Source organism: Anaerobutyricum hallii DSM 3353, assembly GCF_000173975.1.
In the GTDB taxonomy this organism is placed as follows: Bacteria; Bacillota; Clostridia; order Lachnospirales; family Lachnospiraceae; genus Anaerobutyricum; species Anaerobutyricum hallii.
Genome location: NZ_ACEP01000027.1, coordinates 1 through 18,395, shown reverse-complemented (window position 1 = coordinate 18,395; position 18,395 = coordinate 1). Strand labels below are relative to the sequence as shown.

At 37.7% G+C, this 18,395-nt stretch carries 13 protein-coding genes; 2 read left to right on the top strand and 11 right to left on the bottom strand.

The genetic code is table 11. The features are described from left to right. Positions 1-41: 41 nt before the first annotated feature. From EUBHAL_RS01730 to EUBHAL_RS15820, 10 genes are all read right to left on the bottom strand, one after another. On the bottom strand, positions 42-605 hold the full coding sequence (locus tag EUBHAL_RS01730; RefSeq protein ID WP_044921472.1) for an NUDIX hydrolase: 564 nt from the start codon (positions 603-605) through the stop codon (positions 42-44). Between the two features lie 192 nt (positions 606-797). Then, on the bottom strand, positions 798-2,231 hold the full coding sequence (gatB, locus tag EUBHAL_RS01725) for an Asp-tRNA(Asn)/Glu-tRNA(Gln) amidotransferase subunit GatB (RefSeq protein ID WP_005344111.1): 1,434 nt from the start codon (positions 2,229-2,231) through the stop codon (positions 798-800). 1 nt (position 2,232) lies between these two features. Beyond that, the gene (gene gatA / locus EUBHAL_RS01720; protein ID WP_005344109.1) at positions 2,233-3,708 is read right to left on the bottom strand and encodes an Asp-tRNA(Asn)/Glu-tRNA(Gln) amidotransferase subunit GatA; all 1,476 of its coding nucleotides are present in this window, start codon (positions 3,706-3,708) and stop codon (positions 2,233-2,235) included. Positions 3,709-3,718: 10 nt separating this feature from the next. Continuing rightward, on the bottom strand, positions 3,719-4,012 hold the full coding sequence (gene gatC / locus EUBHAL_RS01715) for an Asp-tRNA(Asn)/Glu-tRNA(Gln) amidotransferase subunit GatC (protein ID WP_005344106.1): 294 nt from the start codon (positions 4,010-4,012) through the stop codon (positions 3,719-3,721). 573 nt (positions 4,013-4,585) lie between these two features. After that, positions 4,586-9,055 (bottom strand): hypothetical protein, encoded by a 4,470-nt coding sequence (locus EUBHAL_RS01710; RefSeq protein ID WP_005344103.1) that lies wholly within the window; start codon positions 9,053-9,055, stop codon positions 4,586-4,588. Beyond that, positions 9,042-9,773, bottom strand: a complete 732-nt coding sequence (locus tag EUBHAL_RS01705; RefSeq protein WP_005344100.1) for a DUF6063 family protein — start codon at positions 9,771-9,773, stop codon at positions 9,042-9,044. Before EUBHAL_RS01705 ends, EUBHAL_RS01710 begins: the two co-directional genes overlap by 14 nt. A 142-nt stretch (positions 9,774-9,915) precedes the next feature. Continuing rightward, entirely contained in the window at positions 9,916-11,532 is a 1,617-nt protein-coding gene (locus EUBHAL_RS01700; protein ID WP_044921475.1) for a hypothetical protein, read from the bottom strand. Between the two features lie 27 nt (positions 11,533-11,559). Then, positions 11,560-12,540: a Wadjet anti-phage system protein JetD domain-containing protein gene (locus EUBHAL_RS01695; RefSeq protein WP_005344091.1), complete on the bottom strand. Its 981-nt coding sequence runs from the start codon at positions 12,538-12,540 to the stop codon at positions 11,560-11,562. A 313-nt stretch (positions 12,541-12,853) separates the two neighbouring features. Beyond that, a complete protein-coding gene (locus EUBHAL_RS01690; RefSeq protein WP_005344088.1) occupies positions 12,854-13,606 on the bottom strand; it encodes a TSUP family transporter in 753 nt (250 codons plus the stop codon). A 9-nt stretch (positions 13,607-13,615) separates the two neighbouring features. Further along, positions 13,616-13,765, bottom strand: coding sequence for a hypothetical protein (locus tag EUBHAL_RS15820; RefSeq protein WP_005344087.1), 150 nt, complete (start codon positions 13,763-13,765; stop codon positions 13,616-13,618). 270 nt (positions 13,766-14,035) lie between these two features. Here EUBHAL_RS15820 and EUBHAL_RS01685 point away from each other — a divergent pair, with 270 nt between their 5' ends. Further along, complete coding sequence (locus EUBHAL_RS01685) at positions 14,036-15,220, top strand: MerR family transcriptional regulator (RefSeq protein WP_044921469.1); 1,185 nt, start codon at positions 14,036-14,038, stop codon at positions 15,218-15,220. 514 nt (positions 15,221-15,734) lie between these two features. Here EUBHAL_RS01685 and EUBHAL_RS01680 read toward each other — a convergent pair. Further along, positions 15,735-17,555: a S8 family peptidase gene (locus EUBHAL_RS01680; protein ID WP_005344078.1), complete on the bottom strand. Its 1,821-nt coding sequence runs from the start codon at positions 17,553-17,555 to the stop codon at positions 15,735-15,737. A gap of 472 nt (positions 17,556-18,027) precedes the next feature. On the opposite strand from EUBHAL_RS01680, the gene EUBHAL_RS01675 reads away from it, so the two are divergent. Next, positions 18,028-18,291 carry an HPr family phosphocarrier protein gene (locus EUBHAL_RS01675; protein WP_022169862.1) on the top strand — a complete coding sequence of 88 codons (264 nt, stop codon included), beginning with the start codon at positions 18,028-18,030 and terminating at the stop codon, positions 18,289-18,291. The last annotated feature ends 104 nt before the right edge of the window (positions 18,292-18,395 follow it).

Genomic DNA, 18,395 nt, shown 5'->3' with positions numbered 1-18,395 from the left:
AGAATATCGTATCTCTTCTCGGGCGTCTGTCTCTTAATGAATTAAATAGTAAAAAAATAAGCTATTAACTGTGCTCTGGCTGAGAATTTTTCATTTTCCAGTAATTCTTTAAGCTGTTTTTTATCTGCAAATAATGGCTGAATATATTCGTCCGCTTCCGTCTGCGGATTGAATTCACCTTCTACTTCTGCTATAACAACCCATGCTGATGAATCACTTAAATCGGGAGCTGCATAAGCTGGCGGAAGTATTTTGCAGATTTTTTTAATGTGCAATCCAGTTTCTTCTCTAAGTTCCCGCCTGGCACATTCCTCCACTGACTCACCATCTTCAGAATGTCCTGCTGGCATATTGTAAATAAACTGGTTTACACCCATACGGAATTCTCTCAACAGCAAAAGCTCATCATCCCAGAAACCAACAATCACAACACCAGAGGCATTCTGCCCAATCTCCTCTGGTTTTTCATAATCGAAATTACTTACCATTTCGTAGAGTTTCTCATTGCCTTCGGTATTCGTATAATTCAGTGTATAACTTTTCAAAAAACGTGTATTTCGGTTTTTAATCATAGAATTTAATACAGGAACTTTCTTTTCACACATAATAATCCTTTCTAATTTTTGATTTGCCGCAGGCAAAGCCTGACTCCAGAAAGAGAAATAATCCATATTTGTGGCTTCGGAGCAAGGTTTGGATGCGAGCGCTTTAAACGAGCATTCAAACCCTGCGACTAAAGTCACAAATATGGATTATTTCTTTTTCTGAGGTCGTCTGTTCACCTGAGTAAGCCAGAATTAATCCAGCATCTCCTTGAGAATCTGATTAACCATCGCTGGATCTGCTTTTCCTTTCATTGCTCTCATTGTCTGGCCTACGAAGAATCCCATAGCTTTCTTCTTACCTGCTTTATAGTCTTCTACAGACTTTGGATTGTTAGCAACGATTTCTTCAATTACTTTTCGTAATGCGCCTTCGTCGTTGACGGTCTTTAATCCGTTTTCCTCTACATAAACTTCTGGATCTACGTCCTCGTCAAAGATTGCTTCGAATACTTTCTTAGCTACTTTACGGTTGATTGCTCCAGATTCGATCATTTGAATCATTTTTACAAGGTTTGCAGGGCTGAAATGGATGTCGGATGCTTCCATTTCTTTTTCTTTTAAGAGACGCATAATGTCTCCCATGATCCAGTTGGATACTTCTTTGGCTGCTGCACCAAGTTCGATACAGGATTCAAAGAGATCAGTAAGTGTCTTATCTTCTGTAATGATATTGATGTCATATTCAGGAAGTCCGAACTGTTCTTTGTAACGTGCCTGTTTTTCATCACGGAATTCTGGCTGACGGCTGCGGATTTCGTCTAACCACTCGTCAGAGATTACGATTGGAGTAAGGTCTGGTTCTGGGAAATAGCGATAATCCTGTGCGTCTTCTTTGGAACGCATTGGGTAGGAATATTCTTTGTCATCATCCCATCTTCTTGTTTCCTGTACAACTTTTTTGCCATCTTCAATTAAGTCGATCTGACGTTCCATCTCGCCCTCGATTGCTCTTGCGATTGCGCTAAAGGAGTTTAAGTTCTTCATTTCTGTTCTTGTTCCAAACTCTTCTGCTCCCACTTCGCGAACGGATAAGTTGACGTCTGCTCGCATGGAACCTTCCTGAAGCTTACAGTCAGATGCTCCAAGATACTGGATGATCATACGAAGCTTTTCAAGGTAGGCGATAACTTCTTCTGCGGAACGCATATCTGGTTCAGATACGATTTCAATTAAAGGTACACCGCTTCGGTTAAAGTCTACTAAAGAGTTACCTGTTGATGGGTCATGTACTAACTTTCCTGCATCTTCTTCCATATGAATCTCGTGGATTCGTACATTTTTCTTTCTGCCATCTACATCAATTTCTACGTGACCGTTGCGGCAGATTGGAAGATAGAGCTGGGAAATCTGGTAGTTCTGTGGGTTGTCCGGATAGAAATAGTTCTTACGGTCAAACTTGCAGTACTGAGTGATTGTGCAGTTTGTTGCAAGACCTACTGCTGCCGCATATTCCACAACCTGCTTATTGAGTACAGGAAGAGAACCTGGCATTCCGGTACATACAGGACATGTATGTGTATTTGGCGCACCGCCGAAAGCTGTGCTACATCCACAGAAAATCTTTGTTCTTGTGGCAAGTTCTACATGAACTTCGAGACCAATGACGGTTTCATATTGTTTACTCATTCTATTTTTCCTCCTTTCCGCTCAGACTCCAGTTTGTAAATTCACGGCTCTGTTCAAATGCATATGCTGCACGAATGATATTTTTCTCTTTAAAGCAGTCACCGATGAACTGGATACCAATTGGAAGGCCTTTGCTGTCGAGACTTCCCGGAACACTGATTCCCGGAAGACCTGCAAGGTTTACGGAAATGGTATAAATGTCTCCAAGATACATTTTAATCGGGTCACTTAAACTTTCACCAAGCTTTGGTGCAGTTGTTGGAGCTGCCGGTCCTAAAATGACATCATATTTTGCAAATGCTTTATCAAATGCCTGTTTGATCAATGCTTTTGTGCGAAGTGCCTTTAAATAGTATGCATCGTAGTAACCAGAACTTAATACGAAAGAACCAAGCATAATTCTTCTCTTTACTTCCGGTCCAAATCCTTCAGAACGAGTCTTTTTATACATATTGTGAAGTCCTTCGTAACTTTCTGTACGATAGCCGTATTTTACACCGTCAAAACGGGCAAGGTTGGAGCTTGCTTCTGCAGAAGCGATAACATAGTACGCAGGAATCGCATACTGAACAAGGCTTAAATCAAACTCCTCTACGATAGCACCTTTTTCCTCTAACTTCTTTGCTGCATCAAGAACGGCTGCCTTTACTTCCTCGTCAAGGCCTTCTCCCATGTAGTCTCTGGGAATACCGATACGCATTCCCTTTACATCATCTGTTAAGGCAGAAGTAAAATCATAATCTTCTCTCTTTACAGAAGTAGAATCTTTAGGGTCATGAGAAGCGATTGTTTCAAGAATCGTTGCACAGTCTGTCACATCTTTTGCCATTGGTCCAATCTGGTCAAGAGAAGAACCGTAAGCGATAAGACCGTAACGGGAAACAGTACCATAAGTAGGTTTCATTCCAACAATACCACAGTAAGAAGCTGGCTGACGGATAGATCCACCTGTATCGGAACCTAACGCATAACTACATTCACCTGCAGCAACGGCAGCGGCAGAACCGCCTGATGAACCACCTGGCACATGTTCTGCATTCCACGGATTCTTTGTCACTCCATAATGAGAAGTCTCTGTTGTACTGCCCATCGCAAACTCATCCATGTTTGTCTTACCAATAATAAGGGCACCAGCCTTCTCAAGATTCAAAACTGCTTCTGCTGTATAAGCTGGCTCAAAATTTTCAAGAATCTTAGAACTACAAGTTGTACGAGTCCCCTTTGTACACATATTGTCTTTGACTGCAACTGGTACACCGGCAAGAGGGCCTGTAAGAGTTCCATCATCAATCTTCTTCTGAAGTTCCTCTGCCTTTGCCTGCACTGCTGCTCTTTCCTGTACCGTTACATAACAGTTAAATTTATCTTCTAAAGCGTCAATCGCATCCATAGCCGCATTTGCAGCTTCTAAAACAGATACTTCACCCGCTTTGATTTTCTTACCCAGCTCAACGGCTGTATAATCCATCAAACCCATGTCTTTCCTCCTAATCAAAAGTCTTAGGAACTACAAAAGCTCCTTCTTTTGCTTCCGGCGCATTCGCCAGAATCTCTTCTCTATCATCTCCATTGGTCACTACGTCTTCTCTGAATACGTTATTTACAGGAAATACGTGACTCATTGGCTCTACTCCACTGGTATCAAGTTCATTCAATGTATCAATATAGTCAAGCATATTTGCCATATCTTTCTTTGCCTGTTCTTTCTCTTCATCGGAAAGTTCAAGCTTGGCAAGAATACCGACATATTCGATTGTTTCGTCTGAAATTATATTTGCCATATTTCAATCTCCTTATTATTTTTACAACTGTCTCTAACTTTTGAATTTATCATATTTACTATGCATAATCAAGTGATTTCTGATTTGCAGGGGGAGGGAGGAATACACAGACGAAGCCGCAGCCCCTGTAATATGTAAAAATGCTTCGTTTCCCTGCGCCCAAACTGCTCATCCGCAATTTGGACTTGCTCTAAGGCGCATTTTTACATATTACAGGGGCTGCGGCTTCTGTGTATTCCAATCCTACAAATCAGTTGAAAAGATTTGGGGATGGGGACAGGAGAAATAGGAATCGTGAAAAATCACTTCAATACTGTAATTATAATTTATGTGTCAATCTTTAATATCTCATTTCCCGTAAATCTACAACCTGCTGATAAATCCTCCAAACCCTCCAACATGAAATCTGATTTTACTTCTACAGCCAAAGACAGCTCCCCCAAAGAGACGATAGCCTATATTTGTGGCCTTAGAGCGAGGATTGAATGTGAGCCTATAAGCGAACATTCAACCCGCAGGGATAGAGTCACAAATATAGGCTATCGTCTCTTTGGGGGGGCGTCTCCCTGCGAACTAAAACAGCATTTCTTCCACTTCTATATGTGTTGGAAGTATCGTTTCCACTTTTACTTCTTCTCCCTTTTTATGCTCCGGACGAAGATACTGGATTCCATTTCTAAGATGTGCTTCAATAAGATTTAGTACATAAATATTGTCAAACCGATTATAAATGGATTCGCCGCCTAACCCTGTCAGGCAGATCAACTGTGTATTTGTTTTATCGGCAAGATTCATTAATGGTTTTAAAAGATGTTCTGCATTAGTCTGGGCAAATGGATTGTCCATCAATAAAACTTTACCTTCATTTTTGTCCATGAAAATGTCAGAATCATCTTTTCGCATATAGTCAAGCAAACTTGATAATATGACAAATGCAGACAGGAAACCTTCTCCTCCTGAGTTTTTTGCTACCTGGTTCCAACTGATCTGCTGTTCCCTCTGTTCTTCAATTTTATAAAGCTGAATCTGAACATTTCCAGTTCCCACCACAGTATCATATAAGTTTTTGCTTGTAACTTTTCTTCCGATATATTCCTGGGCATTTTCGTTATTTTCAAATAAACGGATACCTTCTTCTGTGATTTCGTCCACAAAATCACTTAAGCGGAGGCTATATAATTTTTCATTATCTTCCCATACCGGTAAAATGACTTTTAGCATTTTTATTGATTTTTCCCGTATTTTTATTGTAGAATTACGTCCTATCTTTTCAAGGTTTTTATGAATATTCTGGACATAATCTTCCAGAAGTTCCGTTACATTTTTCTTTTCTGTTTCTACCAGAGAAATATCTACTTCTAACTGCTTCATAAGTGAATCATAGGATTCCAGGGTGATGTTTAACTGACGTAAAACTTTCGCTGCATCGTCACAGACTTTAAGCATATTTTCAAGAGGCGTTTTATAACTTGCATCCTGAAATGCTTCCTGTCTCGCGATTTTATTTAATGTCTGTGCAAGAGTTTCTCTGCATTTCTGAACACATCTAATTATATCATTATAATCTCTGATCAACATTCCCTTAAAATCACGCAGTTCCTTTTCACTCATTTTTTTGAAGTCCTGCTCAAAATGGATTTCTTCATCTGCGGAAAAATTATTATATTCAGAAAGTGCTGTGAGATTCTCTCTGTATTTCTGTATTGCTTTTTCAGAAAATGCTATTTTCCGCTCTAATTCGCTGAGTTGATATTTCGTCTGGTTCTTTGCACTTTCTAAATCTTTCTGGCTGATTTTTTCTTCTTCTAAAGGATTTCCTTTTCCACATTCTGATACTATCTGCTTTAAAATCCCTTCTAACTGGCTGTTTAAAATTCCTATTTTTTTATCTTCCTCATTTAGAAGATTTGCTTTTCGCTCTATTTTCTTATCGTAATCTTCTAACTCTGCCTCCTGGTAAAGCTGCTCTCTTTTGTCATAAATGATATTTTGCCATTCTGAGTTTTTCAGATTATATTTTTGACATAGTTCCCGTAATTCTCCGAAAGATTTGTGGTAGCGGGTCAGGGCCTTTTCTTCTTCTAATTCTAACTCTTTTAATTCCTGGGAAATGTCTGCAGTAACCGCTTCATATCTTGCTTCTAATTTAAGAACTTCCGCCTCACTTGGAATGATTTTTACACCTGAATTATTATCTGTCCTCAACGTAGAATCTACACCTAAAAGCTTACCTGCTTTTACATTTCTATTTATCTCCTTATACGCTGCAAACTTCTGACAGGCATTCTGAATAGACTCTTCCTCCCTGAACAGACTATTCTCCTGTCCGCTAAGTTCTCTATAATTTTCTTCAAGCTGGCTGATTTTTTCTTCTGTAAGATGTTGGCGATTTTCTAATCGTTCTTCTTCTCTTTCATATTCCTGAAGCTTCTTATTATTTTCCTCATACTCTGCATATGCCGTTCTAAGTTCTTTAAATGCGCGTTGTCTGGCTGCCTGTGATTCAATTTTCTTCTCCAATTCCCTAAGAGTTTTTTGCAGGATTTCAAAGTTTTTCTTTAAGCTTTGCTTTGTATCTCTTGCCTGTTGTATATTCTGGAAAATGTCTTCTTTTTCTTTCTCCAGTTTTTGTAGTTTTTTCTGTATTTTATCCCAGTTTTCTTTGGTTACTGCCTGTCTTTTTATCACATCAAAACGATGGAAATAGTCTTCATATTCATTTTTACAGATTTGCATCGTTTCCCGAATGTCAGCAATATCTTTTTGCTTTTGTTCTATCATAATCTCCATTTTTTCTTCATCCAGAAGATTTTCATTAAACAAAATATAAAAATGAATATCCTGCATTTTTACAAAAGATTGTGTTCTATCTAACTTTATAGATTCAAGATTTTCCCTCTCTATAATGGGTATCGGAAATGAAGTATATGTCTCTCCGTTTCTTTCTGATAACTTTTTTAGTTCCTGACGAGTTAAAATAAGTGCATATGGCAAAAATGGATTTTGGCTTACAATTTCTTTATTTTTCTTCTCTGTAAATCCATTCTTTTTCAGCCACTCCATTCCATATACAACCGGAACATCTAATTTTTCAAATTCTTCTTTCAAGTTGTCTGGAAGTTCCATTACCCGACCACTGACTAAGAGTTTATACTCTTTTTGTAATGCATCTTCTTTCTTTTCCAGCGTTCTTCTCCTGCTACTAAGCTCCTGCATTTTTATTTTGGCCTTATGGAGAATTTCTTCTCTGGCAAAAAGCTTTTCTTCCGGCAATTCAAGATATTTAAGAATGTCTTTTCTTTCCTCAAGCTCCTGTTCATATCCCTTTTTCTCTTTTTCTGCCTGCTTTATATCACTATCTTTCTGAAAATACTTTTCTCTTTTTTCTTCAATGGCTCTTTCCGTTCTGTGAATCTCCTCAGTCGTATTTTCGGATTTTTCTTTCTGTTCCTTGTTTTCCTGAATGCTCTTTTTCTGCTCTTTATCATACATTTCCTGTTTTATATCAAGCATTCCTGCTTCATATACTCCCAATATATTTCTGGAAAGATTCTCTTTATAATTGGAATTATATTTTATTTCTATATTATCGTAACCCCTGACCAGACTCCGGAAACTTCCTTTACTCTCTGTTATTTTCTTTGTTTTTTCCCGATATTCATTTAAAATGTCTTTCTGCTGTGAAATGTCTTTTCTTATCTGAAGCTTTTGTTTTTTTATCGCCTCCTTTTTTTCTTTATTATCACTTAAGCGATATTCATAATATCCACTTAACTGTCCGCCGATTCTGTTTCTCTCCGGCTCTAAATTTTCCTCTTTTGTACGGGAGATTGCAGCTTTTTCCTTTCGAATTTCCCATTCCTGTTTATCCTCATTGACCATCTCCTGCTGTTTTGCACAGAGAAATACATGAACTTTCTTCTGTATTTTTTGTTGTTTTCTAAGAAGCGATTCTTTCTCTAAATCTATCATCTCACGATTGCTGGCATGATTTCTTTTTTCTCTGTTTTTTTCATGAAATTCACAGGATAATTGTTCGTATTTTAAGAATTCTAATTCTTCCTGCAATTTTTTTCTGCCCTCTTCTTGCCGTTCCCGCTCTATTTCCGCTTCTTCATACAACACATTTAATCGTGCTATAAAAGCAGCGATTACTTTTTCCTGCTCTATCTTTTCTCCCTCTTTTACAAGAAAATCTTCCGCATTTATCTGTATTTCTTCAGCGGCTTCCTTAAATTTCTGAATGGCATCCCTTCTCTTTAGCTGCTCCTTAATATTCTTATATTTTCCGGCATATTTTTCGAGTATTTCCTGAAAATTTTTAACTTTATTTTCCTCTTTATTTAACTTACTTTCAACAGCCTCTAAAAACCATTTCTCTACCAGTTCTTTTTCTGTCCGACAATCACTGAACAGTTCTGACAATCCTGATTCTTTGACATTAACCTTTCTTATAATCGTCTCCCATTCTTTATAATTAATCTGATACTCCATCAGTTTATAAAAATACTGTCTTGACTGTGCCGGGCTGCTCATATCGTAGCAAAAAAAGGAAAGCTTCTTATCTTTTTTATAGTCCTCAAAAAGCTTTCTGCAGGAATTATAGCTTTTTAACTTCATCGTTTTTTCATTTTGCTCTACTACTGGCAAATGGTGAATATCCTGCATACAAGGCTCTTTATATTCACTAATAATTGCCATCATTTCAAGCGCATCTGTTTTTTCCTCACTAATTTCCTGATTTTTCCGAACCATTAATCCCGTAAGAACATAACCCGCTCCACCATCAAGCAGCCACTCCACCAAAATAAAAGAAGGCTTCGCTGTTGTAAAATAGCTCTCAAACGGTCTGTCCTTTGTTTTTTGCTTGCCTCTATGCACAAAAGGAGCCGTCATCATCTGTACGAGAACCGTCTTGCCGCCGCCATTTCTCAATGAAAGAAGTGTACTTTTCCCGCTAAACTGCATACATTCATCATTGATTTTCATCGCATTATTGTTATAGTTAAGATTGATAAACCGAACCGCATTAATTTTGCTCATTTTCAATCACCCCCAATATATTCTTTACCCTCTGATAATTATTCTGATTTAACAGATTCCAATCCATAAAGCTGTCTAATTTTTTCGTTGTCTTTATCATTTCATCCCGCTCTATATACTCAATAAGTCCCTGTTTTTGAAGGAAAAGAAGAATATTATACAAAAAGCCTTCCTTTGTCGTTTTCGCATGAGAACCTTTATCATCTGACTTTAACGCTTCATATGCATGGCACATATCAGAAAATGAAATTCCCGCAGTATCCATTTCTTCCTCGTTATGCTCTTCCTCATAGGCGGCTCCCTCTCTCAGACGCTCCGACAAAATATTCATAAGTTCACCGGAACGAATATACTCTCTTGCTCTGCTGCTGTTTCCATCACCATCAAAAAATTCTGTTAATAATGTCAGAATAACAAACTGTGCCAGATAATAGTCTTTATTTGTCGCTGTTGATTTACACAACTCTTTCTTAAGTTCTACTCTTGAATACCCCAGAAAATTATTTTCCTCCTGTGGAATCAGATAAATCGTGTTACCATAACGCTCAATATCACAGGATGCGGTCTCAGCTTGCGATTTCACGATATTCTGAATATCTTCTTCCTCCGTATATGCCTTGTACAGCGCTTGCTCATCTTCTTCCCGAAGCTCGTGTTTTTCCAAAAGATAATAAAATATCTCCTGACTCTTTCTGATATCTTCCATTGTATATGCCATTGTTCGTACTCCTCATTTTCAAAAATATAGATTAATACGTTTAAATCAACTATCAATGTTATCCCTTTCAATCAGCATAAATTATCAAAAACACATATCTATGTATTTGAATTAATTGCTGATATTGCCTTTTTAATCCTGACTATTTCCTAAAAATCCGTATTAATACATTAGAACAGCGTATTGTTTTCCTCCGATTTTCTTCATCTTTTATCTCTGAAAATGTAATCGCTTCTTCATTTTCCAGCCGCTCTACTTCAATGCTGGTTATATCGTTATTTTCCGGCTGTTCTTCCACTAATTTTAAAATCATTTCGTTAAGCTGAAATCCATCTGGCTGTTCCTGAATATATTCTCTTCTTTCTTTTTTCAGAGTAGCGATATCTATCGTTCGATTTCGGATCAATTCTACCATAATCTCTTTAAATACATCGACATTTGGTATAAAAATCTCTTTTTCTTCTGGATAAATGTCCAATCTGTCCTTTAACTGTCCTAAAGAAACTTCTCCCGTAACCGATGCCTTTTCTAATAAATATTGGAGGCTCTTTTCATAAACTAAAAGCTTCTTTTGTAACTTTTCTTCTTTTTCCCTGCGAAATGCTTCCTCGTCAAAATCCACTTCTTCCTCGGTATCTTTCTCCATTCCGGCATTTACTGATTTTTCGTAAGAAAATGCTTTGTTCAGATTATAAATTTTCTCAGGATTTCTATTAAAAAGAGGCCGTAAAAACATATCCATATTTTCCAATGTATCTGCCTGTTTTAAAACTTTATCATATAAATCTCTTCTCATAGAAAAACGCTGTATCAGCCTTGCCTGTGATAAGCGTTCCAATTCCTCTGTATACAATATTTTTAAATCAAAATGACTGTTCAAGATTTTCTGATGTTCATCAAGAACTCTTGTCAGATACTCCTCAATCACCCGGAGATTATTTAAATCCTGCTGTTCCTTTTTACTTAGCTTACGTATATTAATATTTTCCTCTTCTAAATCTTTTACACGCTCCTGAATAACTGTCTTATATTCCTGAAATTTTTTCTTTGTATCCGTAATTGTATTCAGATTTCCAACGAGTACTTCTTCGTACTCATCAACGGAATAACTCAATGCGTTCCTGCGAATCTGGCGCATTGCTTCCTGCACTCGCTGAAACTGTATTCTCATAAGGTTAAACACGTTTTTTATATCATTTACCGCTTTGTCATAACTTTGTTTTTCCAAATGAAGCCTGAAAATAATCTCATGAATATTAAACTTCATATTATCTTCTATTTCCAATGTAGACAAAAGAAGATTATAACCATCATCGGTCAGATAATATGAAGTTCGCCTGACCTCATTCTCCACATAGACAATTTTGTTAGCCACATAACTGATATGCATCTCTTCATATTCATTTTTTTCGAAATCATATCCCCCAAAATACATCGGCCGCCCCTCATTAGACAATACTGTATTCACGATAAAATCCCCAAGTTGATGACATTGTTCATAAGAAATATCCTTTCTTAGATACTGCACATTAATCGTATCTATATAGGTCGCTATATCATCCATCGTACATTTTTCCTCTTTTAGTGACTGTTCCATAATGTAAAGCAACACTTCAAATAGCAGGTTTATCTGTTCATCGAACTTTGTGAATCCATACTGTTTCCATGATAACTTCTGACTGCTGTTCTGTATAATGACAGCATATAGGCCTACATTTTTCATCCTTCGAGGAAATTTTTTTAAAAATTCATATTGCATTTTCTCCTTCTCCTGTATAAAATCCATTTAAAAATCCGAAATATTCAAAATCTCCTGAGGAATATAGTATCCTTTTTCCAAAATTTCTTTCATTCGTTTTACCTGTTCCGTAGAAAAATAAGAAAAGAAAATATCTTTTATATTCCTATTCTGTCCTTCTTTTGTTTCTGGAATACTATCCACACCTTTTGCCTTACTTAACATTTTCCTATATCCGGCTTCAAACGGAACAATATTCCACTTTTCACCAAAATCTGCTGACAAATTCTCATAAATCCCAATCCCCTCATAATCCAGATCCCCAAAATAATAAATCTGGTTTCCCGCTGCTTTCATATAAGGTTCCACACACAAATCAAAGTCCTCAAAACTGCGGAAAATTCCCTTTCCCGCTCCATAGATTAATGTATCTATCTTTATTCCGAGTATCGTCTCATTTCCCTCTAAAAGGCGGCGGCGCATACTAAAGAATGTATCCTTATTCTCTAATATCAGAAGATTTTGCGGCACATTTCTTGTGCGGGAATAATAAGCAAGTGGCTCCGTCGTTTCATAGATATTAAAAAAAGACATCTCCAGCCCGCATCGTTTTAAAATCCGCCTTCCCTGCCCCTTAGACAAGAACTTTTCCCTTCCCCAGATTTCAAAACTTCGTTCATTCGCCGATACTTTAAACTGAAGTGTCTCTTTTCTTTCTTTCAAATATTTATTCAATTGCAATACCCATTCCCGGTCTGCCTCATAACTTTCCAAATGTCTCAGATAATAATCCACAGAAATGTCCGGTATAATCTGATATCTTAATTCTTCAATAAAATTACTATAATCTTTTGTCTCCTCTAACAACCAGTATTCCCGATAAAGAGCTGGGCTTTTTCCATTTAGTCTTGAAGCCTTTACTGGCTTAATCTTCTTTTCTTCCAGCAGGTTTATAATATATTCATATTGCTTTTGATACTCCTGTTCTTTACAATTATCTAACAGTTTTTCGAGTAAGATTTTCTTCATATTTCATCCTTTCAATACGATAGTATCTACAATTTTCAGTTCATTCGGCAAAGGGGTTGAACCTGATTTCTTGTAATAAGAGTACAGTAAGGGGAAGAAAAAATCAATACGAAATTCTAATTTGCCGAGCTGGCAAGGCAGACAGAACAGACGAAGTCCTGAAGGGATTTGTGGAAGAAGACAGGAGACACAGAAAGATGTCTTGTAATAAAAATACTAAAGAAAATAAAAAAAACGCCAAAGACAACTCCCCAAGAGAGACCTCTCTTGGGGAGCATCTTTTTGCCTGTGGCAAACCAAAATTTATTTTTAACTACATTCCCGATATAACTTTTATCAGCAGCAACACCAATACTACCAAAATAATTGGTTTGATAATCTTAACCCCATTATGCATCACCATTCCAGCACCAGTGTAGTGTCCGGCAATGCTAAAACATGAGGCGGCCAGCCCTAATGTCCACAGGATTTTTCCTGCAAGTATAAATGTGATAAGGGCAGATATATTAGAAGCTAAATTAACTGCTTTTACATTTCCTGTAGATTTTTCTAAATCCATTTTAGCAAGTTTCGTAAAGGCAAGTAATAAAAAGGTTCCCGTTCCCGGACCGTAAAATCCATCATAGATTCCAATTCCAAGAGAACAGGCTGCAGCAATGATATACTGCTTTCTTCTTGTCATTCCTTCAGGAACTATCACTTCAAGGTTCTTATCTCGAAGAACGCAGAAAGCAACGATTGGCAGGAGAACTACCAATACTGTTTTTAAAATCTCATCGCTGATAATCAGTGCAAGATTCGCTCCGATCACAGAGCCTGCTAATGCACACACTACTGTTCCCGGAACAAAATACCAGTCAACTCTTTTATTTTTTATGAGCCGCCAGGTGGAGACAACAGTTCCTGTACATGAAGATAATTTATTTGTCGCAATCGCATTATGTACCGGCACACCGGCAAACATATATGCCGGCAGAGAAATCAATCCGCCACCGCCAGCGATCGCATCTACAAAGCCCGCCAAAAATACTAACGGGCAAACAATCAAAAATGTTTGTATTCCCATGGTTTTATATTAAATATGCTCGTGAGGACGCCACTGAGAATCGTATTTCTCTGACATCTCTTTTAAAAGCCTATTGTATTCTTTTACATGTTCCTCAGGTGTAATTTCCCCGTTCATCAGTTTCTGTCCAAGCTGTTTAAATGCATTCTCGGAATTCATTTTTTCAACACTCCTTTTGTTTTGTTCTAAAATTTTTACACACGGTTTTTTATTCTATCACAAATCGTAAAGAATGATAAGGGAAAATTTTTAAGATTTTTGATACCCCTCTATGGCCCACTGATGTTTTTTTGTCTTTTTGCTATAGTTGATTCCTGCTTCCCTGATATTCTTTTCTTTTTATTTATACCATTGCTACATCTACTTTTTTATCCTCTTTTGCTTAATGCATTGAACCATGTTATACTTTGGCAAAGGAGGTTTTTCAATATGAAAAAAGACGGTTTCTATTCTTCAGGTGAATTTGCAAAAATGGCGCATATTACGAAAAAAACACTTCGCTATTATGATGCCCACAATATTCTAAAGCCTTCTTATCTGACTCCATACGGTGCGCGCTTTTATTCTGATGAAGATTTTGCCCGCCTGCAGCAGATTCTTTTGTTAAAATATCTGGGATTTTCACTTGATGATATCCGGGAAATGACGATCAATGATTCGGACTATCATTTTATGGCAAATGCGCTGAAACTCCAGCAAAAGCTTGTGCAGGATAAAATCGAACAGCTTCAGCTTGTAGAAAAAGCAATACAGGATACTTCCCGTGCAATCGAAGAAGAACATAGCGTAAACTGGAGCCAGATGCTAAACCTGATTCATCTTACCGGTATGGAAAAAAGCATGAAAAATCAATATCAGAACGCATCAAATATTTCCGCACGCATCCAGCTTCACAGTAAGTACAGCACAAATAAACAAAGCTGGTTTCCGTGGATTTTTGAACAATGCCATATGAAAAATCATTCAAATGTCCTTGAGATTGGCTGCGGTGATGGTTCTTTATGGCTTGAGAATAAGGAAAAGATTCCAGAACATCTCCATGTTGTTCTCTCAGATATTTCAGAAGGAATGCTTCGTGATACCCGGCGTATGATTCATTCAAATATTCAAAACGCTCGATTTGACTTTCAGGTATTTGACTGCGAACGGATTCCATATCCAAATGACAGCTTTGACCTCATCATTGCCAACCATGTTCTCTTTTACTGCAAACATCTCACTGACGTTTTTCAGGAAATTGCCCGCGTGTTAAAACCGAACGGTGTTTTTATATGCAGCACTTACGGTTCTGAACATATGAAAGAAATCAACGAATTAGTCTCCGAATTCGATGACCGCATCATTCTGTCCGCAGAGCGGCTTTTTGAACGCTTTGGAAAAGAAAATGGAGCTGATCTCCTCGCACCATATTTCCATAATATAACATGGCTGCCTTATGAGGATTCTTTATATGTTACTGAACCAGAAACTTTAATTTCTTATGTTCTTTCCTGTCACGGTAATCAAAATCAATATATCATTGACCATTATAAAGAATTTCGGAATTATGTTCGCAAAAAAACGGAACACGGATTTAACATAACCAAAGATGCCGGGATTTTTATTACTATTTAATTCATTAAACGAACTACAGACGAAGCCATTGCCCCCCAATAAGGCATATTTGTGATTTTAGTCGCGGCGCGTTGAATGTTCGCTCCACGCACTCGCATCCAACACTTGCTCCGAGACCACAAATATGCCTTATTGGGGGGCAATGGCTTCTGTGCTGTGGCTGGAGAAGGTGAATTAAATAGAAGGTGGGAGGATTTGGGGACAGAAGCTGATGTCTTCTGCTTACTCGAAAATGACTGGAAATAGGGGGGATGATTTGACTTGACTATATTATATTGGAGCAAGCAGAAAATTTCTACTCTCTCCCCCAAATCTCCACAACCACTATTTAATTCAATCAAAATCCAATCAAAGACAGCCCGAGAAGAGAACCGATACCCTATATTTGTGGCCTCGGAGCAAGGTTTAGATGCGAGCGCATAAAGCGAGCATTTAAACCGCCGCGACTAAAGTCACAAATATAGGGTATCGGTTCTCTTCTCGGGCGTCTGTCTCTTAATGAATTAAATAGCAATCAAAATCTTTGTTCTAGTAGTGTGTTGTATATGTTGATTTTGCCATATCCCCACTCCCGATTTGGATATTCATAGGGGCCATCTTTTACTGCTCCCTGTATGAGATATGTCCTCATATTCTGCCCATTCATAAATGGATCATATCCGACAACAAATGCCCATTCCTGCATTAGTGCTCCAATTCCAGCTCCAAAGGCTGCTGCTACGCTGCTCCCACTACGCACACGCTCTCTGCTGATTGCTCTTTCTCCCGCACCAGTGATTCTTGAAACACCTGGTATACCTACTGATACTCCCGGTGCTGCGAGGTCTGGAACAATCCTTCCGTCTCTTGTATATCCTTTGCTGGCCCTGACGTACAAACCACCTGTTGCCACATCATATGCTGCATAGGCGAGAGCATACTGTGCATTTCCAGGGGAGGTAACGGTCTGCTCAGAACTTGGATTAATAAAGACGGTTTCTTCTTTTAAAAAGTTGCTTATTGGAAGCCAGATATCGTACTGCTTTTCTCCATTTCCTGTTCCATAGACAAATAGTTTCCAGATACCGGAAACAATATTTTTAAAATTCATTCGGATTACCTGCGAACCGCCTATGGTCGCTCCGGGAAATGAACGAATTTCCAGTAATGTATCTTCCGGGAAAAAGCGGACACTCCGAAATTCTCCCATTTTAAGCTGCATCCGTTCAATATTTTCCCCGCCGGGTGAAAGTATCCCAATTGTGTATACATTTGGCTCATCTCCCCAAAGCTCCATGACAAAACCATTTTCCCCTTCTGCTACATTGAAATCTACTGTCTGATACTGTTCCTCTCTCCGAATCGTTCCGTGAAAATGATGTCCGCTAATCCCCTCATTCCCACCTGCAAGATGAAAAGATATTTTAGGAAGTAATGAAAGATAAGAAATATATCTCTCTAAACTATTTGCTCCGTTATGTCCCCCAAGATTTGTGCCTATTCCAAGACAGATTGATATTGGCTTTCCAAGTTTATTTGCCACATTGATAACATACCTCACTGCGAGCATCACATCATCTTCCTGACACGACCATACACCATCTGGAATAGAATAAAATTCTCTCAAATATTTTTTGCTCTGCTTTAGCTTTACAACAACAAGTTCTGCATCAGGAGCCACCCCGGAAAAAATCTGGTCTATATCCTCTCTTCCCGCTGCGATTGCTGCAAGAAAAGTTCCGTGTCCATTTTCATCGTTCGGAAGTTTTCTAACATTATTTTTACTATTGCTACTTATATTATCTGAATCGTTTTTTTCATCCTTTCTGTTGCTCCCAGTATCCATGTCACTCTGTAATATATTATTTATTTCTTCCCTCGTCCATTCCGTACCATAAAGAAAGCCTTCTGGCCTTGTTCCTCTCTGGTCGCTCTGATCCCACAGAGAAACAACCTTTGAACTTCCATCTTCATATAAAAAAAGAGAATCATCTAATTTAATTCCCGTATCAATAATCGCTACTAGTGTCCCGCCCCCTCGATAGCCAAGCTGCGGAGAACGCCGTACACGCAAAACTCCTGTTTCTTCTAATGCCTCAGATGCCATCAGTCCGTAACATTTTGGAATCATATTGTAGCGAAATCGCCTGTCTCCCCCTGTAAGCGGATTATCCGACTTTATATAAATAATCGATTGGTTATACCCAATTGGAAACACACAGTAATCTGAAAGTTCATTTTCAAAAAGATTCTCGTCAAGTATATAATCTATCAGGTACTCCTGATATTCTTCATCTGCTGGAACACCAATACACTCTTCTTCATTGAGCATTGCTTTTAATTCATTTTGCAGCATAAATGAACTCCCCCAATATCATATAATAAATTAAAAATTTTTATTTATGAAATTACTGTAATTATAAAGCGTATAAAAAACTCTCTCTCATATATATTCAATGACAAAATAAATAGTACTTTAACTTTCCTTATATATTCAGCAAAGTACATAATGCCTGCGAGACTCATTCCTACTTCTGTTTATCAATATATTTGTTATTTTTTCTACAACAAGAACTTTTTTTGTTTTATCACAACAATGATTTTGTTCACTTTCTATAAGAAATGTTTAAATATGTACCCTCAAATTTCTTTTCCGTCACTTGAAAACTATCTTTTCAGGTGTTAACATATTATTAATAAGAATAAGGACAGTAATTCAGCGCACTCTCAATTTACCACATCTTTGCATAGCTCTGAATAGTCATCAATAAAACAGTCACTTTAATATTTAATTAATTTTAGCGTTGAAAGTTTGGGAGGCGTTTCCTGTGATCACAAAAACCATTAACATCAATTCCTTGGATAAGATTGAAACTTTTGTAGACATAATTAATAAATTTAACGGGCGTTTTGATTTAGTATCCGGCTGTAGTATCGTCAATGCAAAGTCTATTATGGCCATTTTTAGTCTTGATATTTCCCGTCCAGTTTATCTCTATATCTATAATGAAGAATCCGCAGAACATGTAACAAAGGCATTGGCAGAATTTGAAGTCAATGCATTACAAATTCAAGAGCAGCTTTTGGCATAAATCCTGATTTGCCGAGCTGGCGAGGCAGACGGAACAGACGAACTCCTGAAGGTAAATAAAGCATATTTGTGACTTTAGTCGCGGCGGTTTGAATACTCGCTTAC

Excerpts from the sequence above, each read along its gene's own strand:
- gatB (WP_005344111.1), bottom strand. The coding sequence starts at position 2,231 with ATGAGTAAACAATATGAAACCGTCATTGGTCTCGAAGTTCATGTAGAA.
- EUBHAL_RS01700 (WP_044921475.1), bottom strand. The coding sequence starts at position 11,532 with ATGCAATATGAATTTTTAAAAAAATTTCCTCGAAGGATGAAAAATGTA.
- EUBHAL_RS15820 (WP_005344087.1), bottom strand. The coding sequence starts at position 13,765 with ATGAATTCCGAGAATGCATTTAAACAGCTTGGACAGAAACTGATGAAC.
- EUBHAL_RS01690 (WP_005344088.1), bottom strand. The coding sequence starts at position 13,606 with ATGGGAATACAAACATTTTTGATTGTTTGCCCGTTAGTATTTTTGGCG.
- EUBHAL_RS01730 (WP_044921472.1), bottom strand. The coding sequence starts at position 605 with ATGTGTGAAAAGAAAGTTCCTGTATTAAATTCTATGATTAAAAACCGA.
- gatA (WP_005344109.1), bottom strand. The coding sequence starts at position 3,708 with ATGGGTTTGATGGATTATACAGCCGTTGAGCTGGGTAAGAAAATCAAA.
- gatC (WP_005344106.1), bottom strand. The coding sequence starts at position 4,012 with ATGGCAAATATAATTTCAGACGAAACAATCGAATATGTCGGTATTCTT.
- EUBHAL_RS01685 (WP_044921469.1), top strand. The coding sequence starts at position 14,036 with ATGAAAAAAGACGGTTTCTATTCTTCAGGTGAATTTGCAAAAATGGCG.
- EUBHAL_RS01705 (WP_005344100.1), bottom strand. The coding sequence starts at position 9,773 with ATGGCATATACAATGGAAGATATCAGAAAGAGTCAGGAGATATTTTAT.
- EUBHAL_RS01710 (WP_005344103.1), bottom strand. The coding sequence starts at position 9,055 with ATGAGCAAAATTAATGCGGTTCGGTTTATCAATCTTAACTATAACAAT.
- EUBHAL_RS01680 (WP_005344078.1), bottom strand. The coding sequence starts at position 17,555 with ATGCTGCAAAATGAATTAAAAGCAATGCTCAATGAAGAAGAGTGTATT.
- EUBHAL_RS01695 (WP_005344091.1), bottom strand. The coding sequence starts at position 12,540 with ATGAAGAAAATCTTACTCGAAAAACTGTTAGATAATTGTAAAGAACAG.